The 14,803-nt window shown below is 56.6% G+C and carries 18 protein-coding genes; 9 read left to right on the forward strand and 9 right to left on the reverse strand.

The annotated features are described in order from the left end of the window. Positions 1 to 251: 251 nt before the first annotated feature. The 6 genes from EXR70_21850 to EXR70_21875 all read left to right on the forward strand — a co-directional run bounded on the left by EXR70_21850 (position 252) and on the right by EXR70_21875 (position 5,229). Positions 252 to 1,184, forward strand: coding sequence for an ABC transporter substrate-binding protein (locus EXR70_21850; GenBank protein MSP41140.1), 933 nt, complete (start codon positions 252 to 254; stop codon positions 1,182 to 1,184). After that, positions 823 to 2,187: an extracellular solute-binding protein gene (locus tag EXR70_21855; protein MSP41141.1), complete on the forward strand. Its 1,365-nt coding sequence runs from the start codon at positions 823 to 825 to the stop codon at positions 2,185 to 2,187. The genes EXR70_21850 and EXR70_21855 overlap by 362 nt, the downstream gene beginning before the upstream one ends. A gap of 53 nt (positions 2,188 to 2,240) precedes the next feature. Next, complete coding sequence (locus EXR70_21860) at positions 2,241 to 3,014, forward strand: hypothetical protein (GenBank protein ID MSP41142.1); 774 nt, start codon at positions 2,241 to 2,243, stop codon at positions 3,012 to 3,014. Positions 3,015 to 3,094: 80 nt separating this feature from the next. Next, a complete protein-coding gene (locus tag EXR70_21865; protein ID MSP41143.1) occupies positions 3,095 to 4,189 on the forward strand; it encodes an amidohydrolase in 1,095 nt (364 codons plus the stop codon). A gap of 138 nt (positions 4,190 to 4,327) precedes the next feature. After that, positions 4,328 to 4,624 (forward strand): hypothetical protein, encoded by a 297-nt coding sequence (locus EXR70_21870; protein ID MSP41144.1) that lies wholly within the window; start codon positions 4,328 to 4,330, stop codon positions 4,622 to 4,624. 419 nt (positions 4,625 to 5,043) lie between these two features. Further along, the gene (locus EXR70_21875) at positions 5,044 to 5,229 is read left to right on the forward strand and encodes a hypothetical protein (GenBank protein ID MSP41145.1); all 186 of its coding nucleotides are present in this window, start codon (positions 5,044 to 5,046) and stop codon (positions 5,227 to 5,229) included. 56 nt (positions 5,230 to 5,285) lie between these two features. On the opposite strand, the gene EXR70_21880 is transcribed toward EXR70_21875, so the two are convergent. Next, a complete protein-coding gene (locus tag EXR70_21880) occupies positions 5,286 to 5,942 on the reverse strand; it encodes a hypothetical protein (protein MSP41146.1) in 657 nt (218 codons plus the stop codon). A 130-nt stretch (positions 5,943 to 6,072) separates the two neighbouring features. Between EXR70_21880 and EXR70_21885 the strand changes: the two genes are divergently transcribed. Together EXR70_21885 and EXR70_21890 are read left to right on the forward strand one after the other, a co-directional pair. Then, positions 6,073 to 6,816 (forward strand): hypothetical protein, encoded by a 744-nt coding sequence (locus EXR70_21885; protein ID MSP41147.1) that lies wholly within the window; start codon positions 6,073 to 6,075, stop codon positions 6,814 to 6,816. 45 nt (positions 6,817 to 6,861) lie between these two features. Continuing rightward, positions 6,862 to 7,797 carry a galactose oxidase gene (locus tag EXR70_21890; GenBank protein MSP41148.1) on the forward strand — a complete coding sequence of 312 codons (936 nt, stop codon included), beginning with the start codon at positions 6,862 to 6,864 and terminating at the stop codon, positions 7,795 to 7,797. A gap of 196 nt (positions 7,798 to 7,993) precedes the next feature. On the opposite strand, the gene EXR70_21895 is transcribed toward EXR70_21890, so the two are convergent. Together EXR70_21895 and EXR70_21900 are read right to left on the reverse strand one after the other, a co-directional pair. Then, positions 7,994 to 8,983 carry an alpha/beta fold hydrolase gene (locus tag EXR70_21895; GenBank protein ID MSP41149.1) on the reverse strand — a complete coding sequence of 330 codons (990 nt, stop codon included), beginning with the start codon at positions 8,981 to 8,983 and terminating at the stop codon, positions 7,994 to 7,996. A gap of 16 nt (positions 8,984 to 8,999) precedes the next feature. Beyond that, on the reverse strand, positions 9,000 to 9,299 hold the full coding sequence (locus EXR70_21900) for an antibiotic biosynthesis monooxygenase (protein MSP41150.1): 300 nt from the start codon (positions 9,297 to 9,299) through the stop codon (positions 9,000 to 9,002). A 101-nt stretch (positions 9,300 to 9,400) separates the two neighbouring features. Here EXR70_21900 and EXR70_21905 point away from each other — a divergent pair, with 101 nt between their 5' ends. Next, the gene (locus EXR70_21905; GenBank protein MSP41151.1) at positions 9,401 to 11,086 is read left to right on the forward strand and encodes a thiamine pyrophosphate-binding protein; all 1,686 of its coding nucleotides are present in this window, start codon (positions 9,401 to 9,403) and stop codon (positions 11,084 to 11,086) included. A 91-nt stretch (positions 11,087 to 11,177) separates the two neighbouring features. Here the strand turns inward: EXR70_21905 and EXR70_21910 are convergent, their stop codons facing one another. The 6 genes from EXR70_21910 to EXR70_21935 all read right to left on the reverse strand — a co-directional run bounded on the left by EXR70_21910 (position 11,178) and on the right by EXR70_21935 (position 14,646). Further along, positions 11,178 to 11,645, reverse strand: a complete 468-nt coding sequence (locus EXR70_21910; protein ID MSP41152.1) for a heme-binding protein — start codon at positions 11,643 to 11,645, stop codon at positions 11,178 to 11,180. A gap of 17 nt (positions 11,646 to 11,662) precedes the next feature. Beyond that, complete coding sequence (locus tag EXR70_21915; protein MSP41153.1) at positions 11,663 to 12,742, reverse strand: hypothetical protein; 1,080 nt, start codon at positions 12,740 to 12,742, stop codon at positions 11,663 to 11,665. A 111-nt stretch (positions 12,743 to 12,853) separates the two neighbouring features. Further along, complete coding sequence (trxA, locus tag EXR70_21920; GenBank protein ID MSP41154.1) at positions 12,854 to 13,708, reverse strand: thioredoxin; 855 nt, start codon at positions 13,706 to 13,708, stop codon at positions 12,854 to 12,856. A gap of 46 nt (positions 13,709 to 13,754) precedes the next feature. Further along, complete coding sequence (locus EXR70_21925) at positions 13,755 to 14,003, reverse strand: hypothetical protein (protein ID MSP41155.1); 249 nt, start codon at positions 14,001 to 14,003, stop codon at positions 13,755 to 13,757. 151 nt (positions 14,004 to 14,154) lie between these two features. After that, entirely contained in the window at positions 14,155 to 14,457 is a 303-nt protein-coding gene (locus tag EXR70_21930; protein ID MSP41156.1) for a hypothetical protein, read from the reverse strand. Between the two features lie 3 nt (positions 14,458 to 14,460). Then, a complete protein-coding gene (locus EXR70_21935) occupies positions 14,461 to 14,646 on the reverse strand; it encodes a hypothetical protein (protein ID MSP41157.1) in 186 nt (61 codons plus the stop codon). Positions 14,647 to 14,803 lie beyond the last annotated feature (157 nt).

Here is a 14,803-nt window from a genome sequence, read left to right on the forward strand (position 1 = left end):
AACGACGCACACACTTGGCCTATATCGAACCAACTCCAACAAGGTGGGGTTCCGCTATGGCCAGGTTTCTAACTTACGACCTCAACCCAACGCACTACCCTGACATAATCGCGTTGCTGTTAACATGACATATTGACGTTGCTACGACACGTAAAGTCGCGAAACAAAATCGCCGAGAGTAAAAACCACCGCAGCGCTTGACTCGCCATTCCGTAATCGTGATAGGAATAGTGCATGAAATATTTCGTCGGATGTTCGCTATGGCAGATTTGATCAAGATCAACGCCGGCTTCGCCACCGTCGGCCAAGGCGCCGGACCAATGATGGTGACCTGGAAAGCCGGACTATTTCAAAAACATGGACTCGATGTCCCGCGCCCGCCGGTGATGGGCGGCGCCCGCGGCGTTGTGCGCGGATTGCTGTCCGGCGAAATTCAATTTGGCAATTTAGCCGCTCCCGCTCCGCTCAGAGCGAATCTCAAAGGCGAAGCGGACGTGGTATTTTTAACCGGCGGCATCAATCAACAGTTTCTCGTCGGCCGGCCGGGAATCAGCAGTCGCCATGAATTAGCAGGCAAGAAAATCGGCACCGTGGCCGACGGCGGCATTGGCGACGCCTTGGTGAAGTTTGTCATCGCCAAACTGGCCGCCGCTGGAATCAGCGGGCTGCAAGAAGTGGCCATCGCCCATGGCGCCGAAGCGGAAATGGACGCGCTACTTAGCGGCAAAGTCGACGTCGTCGTCGGCACGCCGCCGGAATGCATTGACGCGGTGCGCCATGGCTGCAAATATTTGCTCGACTTCGCCGAGTACGGACTCAATTATGCGCTCGGCGGGATCGCCGGCCGGCGCGATTATATCGAAAAGAATCCCGAGATCACCCGCAAGTTCGTCAAGGCCTACGTCGAAGGCATGCACCGCTACCGCACCGACCGCGAATTCACCGTCGATGTCCAGGCCGATTATAGCGGCATCGCCGACCGCACCATCGCCGAAGAAACCTACGACCTCACCCAACCCGGCATGCCGCGGGCGCCCTATCCCGTTGTCGCCTCGCTCCAAACTCTGCTCGACTTCATGGCCAACGAATTACCCGAAGCCAAAGGCGCCGACGCGCGAAAATTCGTCGACGACCGCTATGTCCGGGAACTGGAAGATAGCGGCTTCATCGAATCATTGGGGTAAGTGCAACATGATCAAGTTTGGCTTCGTCTTCCTTTGCTGGTTGGCCATAGTTAAGCCAACGGTCGCGGCTACAAATGATGCTTTGCTCGACGCCGCCAAGCGCGAAGCTGAAGTGGTTTACTATGCGTCGATGAATCTCGGCGAAGCCAACGCGATCATCGGCGAGTTTGAGAAGCGTTACCCTTTTATCAAGGTCAAATTGAATCGCACCGGCAGCGAAAAGTTGCTAACCCGCATACTCACCGAGTTTCGCGCCAAGAAAACTTTCGCCGACGTGATTCAAACCGTCGAGTTCAGCATGCATATCTTGAATCGCAGCGGCGTCCTGGCACGCTACCTGCCGCAATCCAACGCTTCTTATCCCAGCCAATTTAAAGAAGAGGGATTTTGGACCACGGTTTATTACAACGCCTACGTTACCGCCTATAACAACAAGCTGGCGGCGAAAGCGAGTTTACCGAAAAACTATGACGATCTGCTCGACGTGAAATGGAAAGGCAAGCTCCTGATGGAGGGAACCAAAGCCGATTGGTTCGCCGGCATGCTGCAAATTCTCGGTCAGGAGCGCGGCATGAATTTTATGCGCGCCCTGGCCAAGCAGCAGCCCAGCCCACGCGAAGGCCACGAGTTGCTGGCGCAATTGGTCGCCGCCGGCGAGGGCGTTTTCGATATCAATATTCCAGTGTCGTCGGTGGAACGGATGAAAGAGCGCGGCGCGCCCATCGACTGGACCGCCCTCGGCCCAGTGCCGGCGATCATGGTCGGCGCCGGCTTGGCCACCGGCGCACCCCATGCCAACGCGGCGAAATTGTTTTTGGAGTTCGTACTCTCGCGTGAAGGGCAGAAGCTGATGCAGACGCCGGGGCGCCATATCGCGCGCAGCGACGTTGCCATGGAGCAAGCCGCCATGTTGAAAGAGTTAAAAATCGTCCCGGTCAACCCTGCGTTGGCGGAAAAACTCGACGAGTACGCTAAACAACAACGAGCGATTTTCGGCGGCTAATTGTATTGGTCCCATAAGTCTTATAAGTCCTAATTTTCGGAAGGAGAACCCCCATGCGCTTCATGTTTCTAAACCATTCAGCCCAACGCCATTCCGCTGAGCTCGAAGTTCACATCGCCAAGCTGCTCAAAAGCTACGCCTCGCCGGACACAACTTTTGAACTCGCCTATCCCGAAGATCTCGGCGGCGGCGCGGTCTTGAGCTTACTCGAAGAACGCAAGGCGCTCTCCGGCCTGCATCATATTTTGGAAACCCCGGCGTTGGTAAAAAAAGCCATCGAAGCCGAGCGCCAAGGCTTCGACGCGGTTATCCAGAGCAACACTTTCGATCCCGGCGTCGAAGCGAGCCGCTTGGCCGTGCGCATTCCGGTGATCGGTTTACTGCGCGCGTCGCTCCATTTTGCCGCCAGCATTTGCGACCGCTTCGGTTTGATCGTGCCGCTGGAAACCCACATGCCGCACACCATGCGGCTGGTGCAGACTTATGGCATGTCGTCCTTCGTCACCGGCATCCGCACCGTCGCGCTGTACGACACCGGCGATCTATCCGGCTACCATGACGTGGTTATCGAGCATACACTGAAGGTCGGTAAAGAACTGGTCGCCCAGGGCGCCCAAGCGATCATCCCGCTGGGCGGCAAGATTTATCCCTACGTCGTCACGCCGGAAGAATTGGAACCCCATCTCGGCGTGCCGGTGATCAATACCAAAGCGGTGGGTGTGAGCTACGCCGAGCTGATGGCGCGCAATAACATCAAACACAGCATCAAAGCCTATCCCTGCCCGACCGGCTTGGATCCCGACGCGGTGTCGAAGCGTTCCAAGTGATAACCGCGCCCGCGGGTGGCAATGGGTTTGAGCAATTATTATCAGCTGATTTGAATTTTTCGTGAGGAGAGCCGCAGACAATGATTATCGACAGCGACGGACATTTTTTTGAGACCGAAGAGATTTTCGACAATCACATGGAGCCGGCCCTGCGCAATTACCGGCCGCGGCTGCTCGGCGACGAACAGGGACATAACTTTTGGGTCGTCGACGGTCAGACCTCTTACAAACGGCCGACCATCAAAGGCGCCGGCGCGCCGGGAACCGCCGCCCCTCCGGGCAAAGCGTTGCAATCGGCGCGGCGCGCTTCGCCCGGCAGCCAAACGCTGAACAACATCAAAGAGCGCTTAGCCGACCTCGACCGCGAGCGGATCGACTTGCAGTTCATCTACCCAAGCTTTCTCTTGCATGCCAATGCCTGGCCCGACGGGATTTTGGGCAATGGCATTTGCCGCGCCTACAACACCTGGCTCAACGACGCTTGCAACCAAGCGCCCGACCGCTTGAAAGCCGTGGGCGTTGTGTCGCTGCTCGATCCTGAAGGCGCCGCCAAGGAAATCACTCGCCTGAGCGACATGGGCGTCAAAGCGGTGATGATCAACGGCACCGCCGGCGCGCGCCGACTCGATCATCCTGACCACGATGTTTTCTTCGCCGAATGCGACCGGGTCAAAATGCCGATCGCCGTGCACTTCAGCTTGCAGTTTCCTTACGTCGACACGTTGTTCGAGCATCATTTTCCCAACCGCGTGTTGGCCGGCATTTTTCCGATCATGGCCGGCCTCACCAGCGTGCTCTGCTCCGGCCTGCTCGACCGCTATAAGAATCTGAAATTCGCCTTTCTCGAAGGCGGCATCGGCTGGGTGCCGGCCCATGTCGAACGCATGGACGATCACTTTGACAATCCGCGCTACGGCGCCAAGGATCTGCTCAGCCATCCGCCCAGCGATTATTTGAAAACTGGCCGGCTGTTTTTCGGCTGCGAAGGCAACGAAGCGACGCTGCCCAAAATCATCGGCGAAGTCGGCGAAGATCAGTTCATGTTCTCCTCCGACTTTCCTCACGCCGATCGCACCGAAGGCACCGCCACGCTACTCAAGGATCGCAGTGATATCGCTGCGCCCGTGCGCCAGAAACTATTGGAAGACAACGCCCGTCATTTTTACGGTCTATAACGCCAAAACCCCAACCCACGGCTTCGTTGAACAATTGCCCGCGCCGGACCATCGTTGCGCTTGAGTTTTGCGACATTCCATGGTCCTTTTGAATTGAATGAAGGGGGCAACGTCTAAACGTTGAAAGGAGGTGAGATCATGAAAAACGCAATTAAAGTTATCGTAGCAGTGACGACTCTAGCTTTCGCAGGGGTGAGCTTCGGCCAAGCCAAGCCGGCGGTTCCAGCCACTCCCGCGGTTCCTTCGGCACCAGCCATGGACAAGAAAATGGACAAGATGGCCGAGAAGGTCACCGACAAAGTGGGCGACAAGGCCGAGGATATGACCAAGGGCAAGGCCAAAGGTAAAGCTAAGAAGGTAGTTAAAAAGACCGCCGAAAAAAGCAAGGATGTGATGGAAAAGAAAGACGGCGCGATGGAGAAGAAGACCAAGTAACCTCTCTCGCTCTCGTTCTTCAAAGGGGTAATCGAATCATCTATTGCCCCTTTTTTTGTTTCCGGCCAACTACCGATTGGACCGAACATCAGATTAATCATCCACTCACCGGGAAGGGGCAAGCCTGGAGCAGTGAAGCCACCCGACTGTGAAATCACAAAGTTTATTTTATCCGCGGCGCCAAACTATGAGGCTCCTCCCGATCGACTCCGTCGCACCGTAATCCAAGAATAGTTAGGGGCAGAGGCCCATTGGCTTCACTGCGGAGGGCTTGCCCCTTCCCGCCCGCCAACCGTCAAGCGCGAAATCTCGGCTGAGCGTCGTCACCAGTCTCCAGCTTGATTTCTCCCAGCGCGATACAATAGAATTTTTCTTAAACAGGAGTCGTCGATTGGCCGTGTCGAGAAGGAGGAGCGGAGATGGAGCTGCCGAAATGTCAGAAATGCAACAATGGGGTGTTGATTCCCCTATCGGATTACGGCCAAGAAGGCGCCTCCGTGATGTACAAAGCCTGGGCTTGTACCAATCCCGATTGCGGCTTTACCCTGCGTATCGATAAAGGCGAAGTCACCTACGGCAAACGTATCGAGCACAAACATTATTAACGCCTGCCGATCAGACCACCGTTGAACGGGTCGCCGACTACGTCATCGCGCCGCACTTACGCCGGCATGCTCTGATTGAAACTCAGAATCGCCCGGCCAAATAGCTCACAGCCTTTTTTCAGCGCCTCTAGACATTTCTGCTGCGCGACGGAATCCGTGGCATAGCGCTTGAGAATCTCCGGCGCGATCCACTCATGGCCTGCTTCTTCGGCGAGCAAAACGTCGCGGTAAATCGCCGCCGTGGTCGGATCGATGGCCGTCACCCGTTCGATAAACGACTTCGAGGTGCGCGGGAAAAATTCTTCATGGCCGAACTGCACGCTGGCGATCAACTCGCAGAGCGAACCTAACGAGGAATGAAAATCCCACAGCTCTTTTAACTCCGTCAGCGGGCTATTCCACAAAGCATCGGGATCGCCATTGAGTTCGCTAATCCGTTGGCGCAGGATCGTCGTATGTCTGAGTTCGTTGACGACGTACTCGGACATGGGCTGCTGCAAATCGAGATCGGGAATCTTCCCGACCCACGGCGCGGTTACTTCCGCCGCTTTGCGTTCCATCACCACGCCGAATTGCAAGCGGCGCAGCACCACGGCGGCGCTAAGCGGCTTCTCGGCGCCGTAACTTTTGCGCTCGGCGTTCATCTTCTCCCAGAACGCTTCGCGGGTGGCGACCAACTGATTGAGAAACTCTTCCGGCGTTAAAGTTTCCATAGCTCCCTCGATTCAACTCACCGCATGGTGATTGACTCCCGATTTCATTTAGGTTTAAACAATACAAGAAATTCGCCTGCGGTAAAAGCTCGCAACCGGCGCCGAACCGAGCCCGTTCAATAAACCCAAAATGGATTCCGCCCAAGCTAAAACCACCGTCGACAACCTTTACAAGGATGTCCACCAGCATTGGGACCGCACCATCAATCGCGGCGAGTTTATGACCCGGCTGCGTGAAGGAACGTTGCCGCTCGCTTGCTTGCGCCGTTTCTTTAAAGACTGGGGTCTCTTTTCGATTGAGGTCGTCGCCCTCAATGCAGTCTCTTACTACGTTCATCTGCCATTTTTCGTCGACAACTTCGATCTACTCGGGCCGCTGTGCGACAAAGTCGCCGAGGAATTGATTTCACCTAAACCGCCTGGCCATATTTTGATCCTGCTGGAAACAGCGAATGCGTTGGGCCTGTCCAAAGAGGAACTGTTCGAGCAACCAGCTTCCGCAGCCGGCCGCGCCATCAGCGACTATTGCCGGCGGGTTTTCCAAGATGGCTCGATCATCGAGTTGTGGGGCGCCCATGTCTACGAAGAAACCCTCGGCCACTGGTCCAAACAATGGGGCCAGGCGCTCGTCACTCACTACGGCATGAGTAAACGCCAGGCGATTTACTTCACCGAGCACGCCGAAGCCGACTTGGTGCAACATGCCGACCGCATGGGCCACGGACCGCTCAATCGCATGATCCTACAGCGCATCTTAGAACAGGGCCGAACCGCAAAGAAGTTGGGCTACGATCCGAAATATTGCGCCTACACCATGGTCGATTTGCAAGCGTTGATGGAACAACACGCGCTGGCCAATCCCTACCCGTCGTAAATTTCGCCGTATCAGCGAATCGACAATTTCGAATTAAGCGTAAAGATGCGAAGCCTTCGCGTACTCGCACTCGGTCTACTGCTACTTAGTTTCACTCAACTAAGCGTGGGTGCCGCCTTGCCCGGCAAATGGCAGATTCGCGCGCCGCTGCAAACCGCGCGCACCGAGGTCGCCGCCGCCGAGATTGGCGGCAAAATTTTTCTCATCGGCGGCTACGAAAAAAATGGCGATCTGGTGGAAGAATATGATCCCGCTAAAGATAGCTGGCGGCGGCGCGCCTCTTTGCCCAAACCGCTGCACCATATCGGCGCCGCCGCGGTTAACGACAAGATTTACGTCATCGGCGGCTACATCTCCGGCGTCGGACCGGTCGATACGGTCTACGAATACGATCCGGCCGCCGATCGATGGACCGGCAAAAAAGCGCTGCCAACGGCGCGCGGCGCATTAGCCGTCGGGATCATCGACGGCAAGATCTACGCTGTCGGCGGCGTCTCGACCAACGGCAAGAACACCAACGCCAACGAAGCTTACGATCCGGTAAAAGATAGCTGGGAAAAACGCGAGCCGCTACCGACGCCGCGCGATCATCACGCCATCGGCGTCGTCAACGGCAAACTCTACGCCATCGCCGGCCGCATCAACGGCAACCACGACCGCAGCGTCAGCGGCAATGAGGAATACGATCCGGTAAAAAACCTCTGGAGCACGCGCGCGCCGATCCCCAGCGTGCGCAGCGGCGTTGCCGCCGTGTCATTTAACGAAAAAATTTTCGTCTTCGGCGGCGAATATAGCCGCAAAACTCAAAACCAAGTCGAGTCCTACGACCCAGAAAAAAATCACTGGCAGCGTTGGTCGCCCATGCCCACCGCCCGCCACGGCCTCGGTGCGGCAGTCATCGGCAACTCGATCTACCTGATCTCTGGCGGCCCCAAACCGGGCGCGTCGTTTTCGTCGGTGAATGCAATGTTCACGCCGTGAAGAATTGAAACTCGAAGCGTAGGTCCGTACCCCTCGATACGCGACATCGGAAGGCCGCTACTCGGGGAATCGGATTTTATTTTCCGAATTCCCGAGTAGGTTTCGTAGAAACCGTATCGAGGGACATCGGCGTTTTTACCTCCGACCGCCCTGAGTAACACGAAGTGCGTAGCGAAGGGCTCCATGACCAAAACCTTCAAGCGATAAAGAAATGCAAAATTTTCTTTGGCAACCAATCGAGCCTACCGGGAAAATTTCCTGAGACAAATCCCACATGCCCGCCAAAATCAGGGAAATCCAAAGTCACTGAATCGGATACTTCTCCATCACGAGGCAGCGCGGATGCCGGCAAGAACGGATCGTTGCGCGCGTTGATCATAAGAGTTGGAATTTGAATGTGCTTGAGCCACGGCTTGCTGCTCGATCTTGTCCAGTAGTCGTCGGCATCTTTGAAACCGTGAATCGGCGCGGTGTAGAGATCGTCGATTTGACGAAACGTCAAACAGGTCAAAATCTCGGCGGGATCGATGTTCAAACCGTGCTGAGAAATTTTAGCCAGCATTTTTCGTTTCAACGAGCGCAGAAACCGGCGGGTATAAATCAATCGGCGATGGCCGAAGTCCAACACGCTCGCCGCCGCGGCCAAATCCACCGGCGCCGATACCGCCACGGCGCGTTCGACGATCGCGCCAGCCTCGCTGCCTGTTTCGCCGAGCCATTTCAAAAGCATATTGCCGCCGAGCGATACGCCGATGGCGTAAATTTCACTGCGCGGATCGCGCGCTTTCAGCCGGCGCAGGATCCAATCGATCTCGGCGGAATCGCCGGAATGATAGGCGCGCGGCAAGCGATTCATTGCACCGCTGCAGCCGCGAAAGTTGACCACGACGCAACGCCAACCTCGGCGGCTCGCAAACGCCAGTAAGCTGCGCGCGTAGTGGCTTTGCGACGAACCTTCAAGACCGTGAAACAACACCAGCAACTTCGCGCTGTCATGATTGGCATCGACAATATCCAAATCGATGAAATCGCCGTCGGGCGTCTCCCAGCGCTCGCGCCGATAGCTAATCGGATATTGCCCCGCCATCATGCGCGGGTAGATAGTTTGCAAGTCGCCGCCCGGCAACCACCACGGCGCGTGATAATCTCCACCGCTGTACGGTTTGCCGTTGCGTCCAGCACTCATCGCTTCGCGACAAACCTCAATCGACTTTGCGCCAAAGCGTCAGTTCGATCGGCTCCGCCAACAACGCCGGTGCCAGTTCGAAAATGCGCTGGATATGCGGCGCCGCCAAGTGATTGTTCATGTCACTCTCGCTAATCCAATTCTCGTGAAACAGGAATACCGAATCATCGTCTTTGGCGACGTGCATGTCGTAATTGATACAGCCTTTTTCCAGTCGTGTCGGCGCCAGTAACTTTTGCAACGCTTCATAGGCCTGCGTTTTGGTTTCCGGCTTGGCCTTGACGCACACCACCACGGTAACTTGCCCAGCTGACATATTCGAACTCCTTTCCGATCGCCGCTAATGTAGCACAAACCGCTCTTGAACCGACATCAAAGCGTTGTCACGCCGGCGCCGCCCTGTTACGCTTCGAGGCGATGACAGCCGATTCGATCACTGGCGCCGAAGCCGCCGTAGAAATGCTCAGACTGCACGGCGTCGAAATTATATTCGGCCTTTGCGGCGACACCAGCTTGCCGTTCTACGACGCTCTGGCGCGGTTGCCACACGGCATGCGCCATATTCTAGCCCGCGACGAGCGCTCGGCAGCCTACATGGCCGACGGCTACGCGCGGGTGTCTGGCAAAGTCGGCGTCTGCGAAGGACCGAGCGGCGGCGGCGTGACTTACATCATTCCCGGTCTCGCCGAAGCCAACGAATCTTCCGTGCCGCTCTTGTGCATCAACAGCGATATTTCCGTCGCCGCGCGCGGCCGTTACACGTTAACCGAGCTAGACATCGACGCGCTCATGCGGCCGGTGACCAAGTGGAACACCGTGCTCGATCGCGCCGAAAATCTGCCCCAAGCGTTTCGCGAAGCGTTCAAGCAAATCACTTCCGGGCGGCCCGGCGCGGCGCATATTGCACTACCGTTCGATGTCCAGAATGGTTCAGTAGCAAGCGCGGAAATTTATTGCGATCCAAAATTCGGTAGCTGTCCGGCGCAACGGATCGCCCCCGAAGTGAATTCAGTCGAAGCCGCCGCGCGCATACTTACTCATGCGCGCAATCCGGTGTTTATCTGCGGCGGCGGAGTCGTGATCTCACAAGCCGAGAGTGAACTCGTCCAACTCGCCGAACGGCTGTCGGCGCCGGTGGCGACCACCATCAGCGGCAAAGGCTCGATTGACGAACAGCATGCGCTCGCGGTCGGCGTGGTCGGCTCCAACGGCGGCACCCTTGAGACCCGCGCGATCATTGACCAAGCCAATCTAATTTTTTTCATCGGCTGCCGCGCCGGCTCGGTGACCAGCGAACGTTGGCGCCATCCCGCGAAGGGAGCGACCCAAGTGATTCATCTCGATGTCGATGCGGCAGTTCCCGGCAAGAATTATCCAGCAGACGCAGCGCTGATCGGCGATGCCAAACTCGGGCTAAAAATGTTGAATGAAGCGCTAGCCGCGACGCACCGACCGCTTGAAGCAAAAAATGTCGAAGTGGCAAAAGAACAAAAGTTCGCTAGATTCCAAGCGCTAGCCGAATCCAATGACACGCCGATCAAACCCGAACGCGTGGTCGCCGAACTCTCCCGCGCGCTGAATGACGATGCCATCATCGTCGCTGACGCGGGAACGCCTTGCCCATATTTCTCTGCGTACTATCAGGTGCGCGGCGGCGGCCGGAAATTTATTTCCAACCGCGCCCACGGCGCCCTCGGCTACTCGATGGCGGCGGCGATGGGTGCCCATTTCGCAAAGCCGAATGTCAAAGTCGTCTCGGTCATGGGCGACGGCAGCTTCGGCTTCACCTGCGGCGAGCTCGAAACCGCCGTGCGTTATCACCTGCCGGTGATGTTTATCGTCATCGCCAATGCCACCTACGGCTGGATCAAAGCCGGACAGCGCTCGGGTTACGGCCAACGTTATTTTTCCGTCGACTTCACCGTCACCGATCACGCCGCCGTCGCCGCCGCCTTCGGCGTCAAAAGCTGGCGCGTCACCGAACCGAACGAATTAGCGAAGGTGTTGAAAGAAGCGTTAGCGCACGACGGACCGACTCTAGTCGACATCGTCTGCCAGCCGTTGCAAGACGCGAAGGCGCCGGTCTCCGAATGGATCGCGTGAAAGAAGGCAACAGGCATTAGGCAACAGGCAATAGTTATGAAGCCCTTTTCCGTTCTGACTATTGCCTAATGCCTGTTGCCTATTGCCTTCTTCAGTTTTTCAGCCGCACTTTCGTGCCAAGATTGGCGCAATCCTCATCAGTCAACAATCCCGCGGCGCGGATGCCGTGGGCGGCGAGTTCTTCGTCGCGCTCTTGGGTGTCGCCGGTGACGCCGACGGCGCCGATGACGTCGCCCGCTTGATCGCGGATCAACATGCCGCCGCCTTCGGCAAAAATCTGATCGTCCGAGGCGCGAATTAAATACTGCATGAACAACGGCCGCTCTTCGGTGCGCATACGCACGAGCGATGACGAGCGGCCGAGAGCGAGCGCCGCGTAAGCTTTACCGTAGGCCATCTCGAAGCGCATCATCGCTGAGTCGTCTTCTTTTTGAAACGCTTTCACCTTGCAGCCCGGCTCGACGACGATCACACTCATTGGCCGGCAAGCCAACTCACGGCCGCGCGCGAAGATCGCTTCGATGATGCGATTGGCTTGTTCCCGCGTGATCATGCTCATGATGCCTCCTTCAGCGATCACTTCTTCTTGTACAAGCTGTCGATATACCCGCTCTGATCCAGTTCTCGAACAAAACTCATATCGACAAAGTCTTCCGGCTTAGCGGCCTTCGCCTTGGCATCGGTCTCGGCCAGCGGCTCTAAAATATTTCTGATTCCCTCCAGCGTCGGATATTGTTTCGTCGGCAGTTTCAGGTCCGCGCTGACATCGTCGTAGGTCTTCTCCATGATCTCTTTGTCCTGGGCGCCGAGATATTTGAGCAGCACGCGCATGCCGAACTCGCGATCGGTCTTGATCCGATGGACGGCGTCGATTTGCGATTTGACATACCTTTTGACCAGGTCGGGATTTTCCCGAATGAAGCGGCGCGTCGAAGCGACGCCGGTGCTCTGCGTCGGCAGGCTCACGGCCGCGAGCGTGTAGAAACCTTTTTTCTGGCCGACGAAACTATCCGGTGGGTTGAGCACCGCGGCGCGCACTCTGCCGGTCTCCAAGGCGGTCACGCGATCCGATGCGGTGCCGATTTGGATGATTGTGACGTCTTTCACCGGCGTCAGGCCGAGCTTTTTAAGCGCGACGCGCGCGACAAAATCGGCCTGGCCGCCGAAGGTCGAGACCGCGATGGCGCCGCCTCTGAGCTGCTCGGCGGTTTTAACTTCCGGCCGGCTCATGAGCCAGTAGTCGGCGATCACCGAACCGCCGGCGATCATCACCGAATCGGCGCCCCTCAAGCTGGCGCTGACGATCGGCGGGCCGGTGACCTGGCTGATCGGCGTCTCGCGCGATAACAGCGCCATCACAGCCGTCGTGCTGCCGCGGAAAAAGACCAGCTGAATGTCCAAACCGTTCTTGCTAAAAATCCCCGCCTCTTTGGCCATCCACGCCGGAAACTGCGCCGCACTGATGGAGCCATAGCCGACGGTCATTTTGCTGACTTGCGCTGAAACGCTGGAGCATGAAAAAAATATCCACACGGCCAACGCCAATATGCCTGTCTTCATAACTTTCGCTCGTCCTTCATATCCGCTGCGAAAACAGCTAGCATGGGTTGTCGGATGCGGTGATCGAAGGGAACCGCATCGTTGACAAGTTGCCATCGATCGATGCGCTTCGCGGACTCCATCCTACGGATCTCTGCGCCGAACTCTGCGTTCTCCGTGTCTCTGCGGTGAATGATTCGGAAAAAACTAATAAACGCGCGCGACAGTTTAGCGAAACAGCACCGCCGCCAGTTCCGAACGAAACTGATCCGTCAACGGATCTTCCGGGCCCAACACTTCGAAGACTTGCACCATCGCCTTGCGCGCGCCGTCGTCTTTGAATTTGCGGTCGGCTTTGACGATGGCAAGAAACTCGATCAAAGCTTCTTGATACTTTTCCACCCCGGCCAAACTTTGCGCCAGCTCGAAGCGCGCTTCCATGTCCTTGGGATCGGCTTTGATTTTCTCTCTTAATACAGACTCGTTGGCCGAAGCGCCGGCTTGCAAATTGATCCGCGCCAGCAAACGATCCGCTTCCTTGCGCTCGGCGGCGATCAACGGAATTCGCTCTAGATAATTCATCGCCCCATCGCGGTCGCCGCCGATCATCGCCAAGCGGCCCAGACCCAAGAGCGCTTTACCGTGATTGGCATCGCCCGCTAAGATCGCTTGATAGACCGCTTTCGCCTCGTCGACTTTACCTTCGGCCTCGAGTTCGGCGGCTGCCAGCGCTTCTTTGTCCGCCGACGACGGCAAAAATTTGGTTAAGAATTCGCGCAACGTCGGTTCCGGCAAGGCGCCAGTGAACTCCGACGCCAGATCGCCGTCACGAAATAATTTCACCGCGGGAATGCCTTGGATGCCGAAGGCGGTGGCCAGCTGCGGATTTTCGTCGACGTTGACTTTGGCGAGGATAAATCCGCCGGCGTACTCACCGGCCAATTTTTCCAACACCGGGCCCAACACTTTGCACGGCCCGCACCACTCCGCCCAGAAATCCACCAGCACCGGCACTTCCGTGGAGCGCGCCAATACTTCCGCTTCGAAACTTTCTTCGGTAACGTCAACTGTCCATTGGTTCATCGACAATTTACTTCCTTAACTCGCGGGATTTTGAAAATAACGGCAACTATTTTTTTGCGACGATCGCCTTGGCGAGATTGCGCACCTTGGCCGCCGCCGGCCGCATGGCGTAAACCGTCGCTTCGGTGATCTCATCCTCCGACGCGCCGCACTCCCGGGCCTTGTTCAAATGCAGCGTCGCGCCATCCTCGTATCCGATGGAAATGCAGACCGCGAAGAAAATCAGCTGCGCGGTCTTGGGATCGAGGGATCCTTCTTTATATTTCACATTGAAAAATTCTTTATCGACAGTCATCTTTCCTCCTAATTTTTTGCGCTCTTTGCGTTTTTTGCGGTTAATTCTTCTCCTCCTCTTTCCTCACCCGCATGCGGGGGAGGATGAAGGAGGCTCTGTGATCTCTGTGAACTCTGTGGTGAGAAATCTTTTTCAACAATCCCTAAACACCCTACTTTTTGAACGCCGCCGGATCGAACGCCGCGCCGTTGAGCGTATATTCACTTTTCACTTCGGTCGGCCGGCGAATGGTTTGGATCACGTAGCAGCCCGCTTCGGCGTTGCGAATGACTTTGGCGATTTTCTCCGGCGCTTCACTGGATGTAATCTCGCAGCGCGTTTCCACGCCCAAGCCCTCCGCCTGCACGGTTTCGCGCAGCACCGAGCCTTCGTTCTTAAAGCGCGCGGTGACGAACACTTTGGCCTTGTCGATGTGGGTCTTGAGCATTTCCCCGTACCGGGAAATTTGTGTCAGTAGTCAAAAGCCCACCGACAAACCGAAGTAAGCCAGCGGCGGCGGCGCGCTATTATCGCCGCCGATCCGTTCGCCTTCGTCGCAATAGACGGTGAAGCCGCGAGCGTGGCCTTCCTTGCGCAAACGCGCCAAAGTCTCGGCGTCGGCCTCAAGGACGATTTCCCGTTTCACTTGCATGTCGTCGGCCATGTTTTCTCCTTTAGGAACCTCTGAACAACTGCCCTGGAAGCAGGGCAGCGGAGGATAGATCGTTTTTTTCGTAATGAGTTACAGTTTTTGCGAAGTTATATCAGATTACATTTTGCTCTCGTGGTTAATAGGGTCCTTAGTTTTGCCTCGATTTGCC

This window comes from Deltaproteobacteria bacterium, from assembly GCA_009692615.1.
GTDB lineage: Bacteria > Desulfobacterota > Binatia > UBA9968 > UBA9968 > DP-20.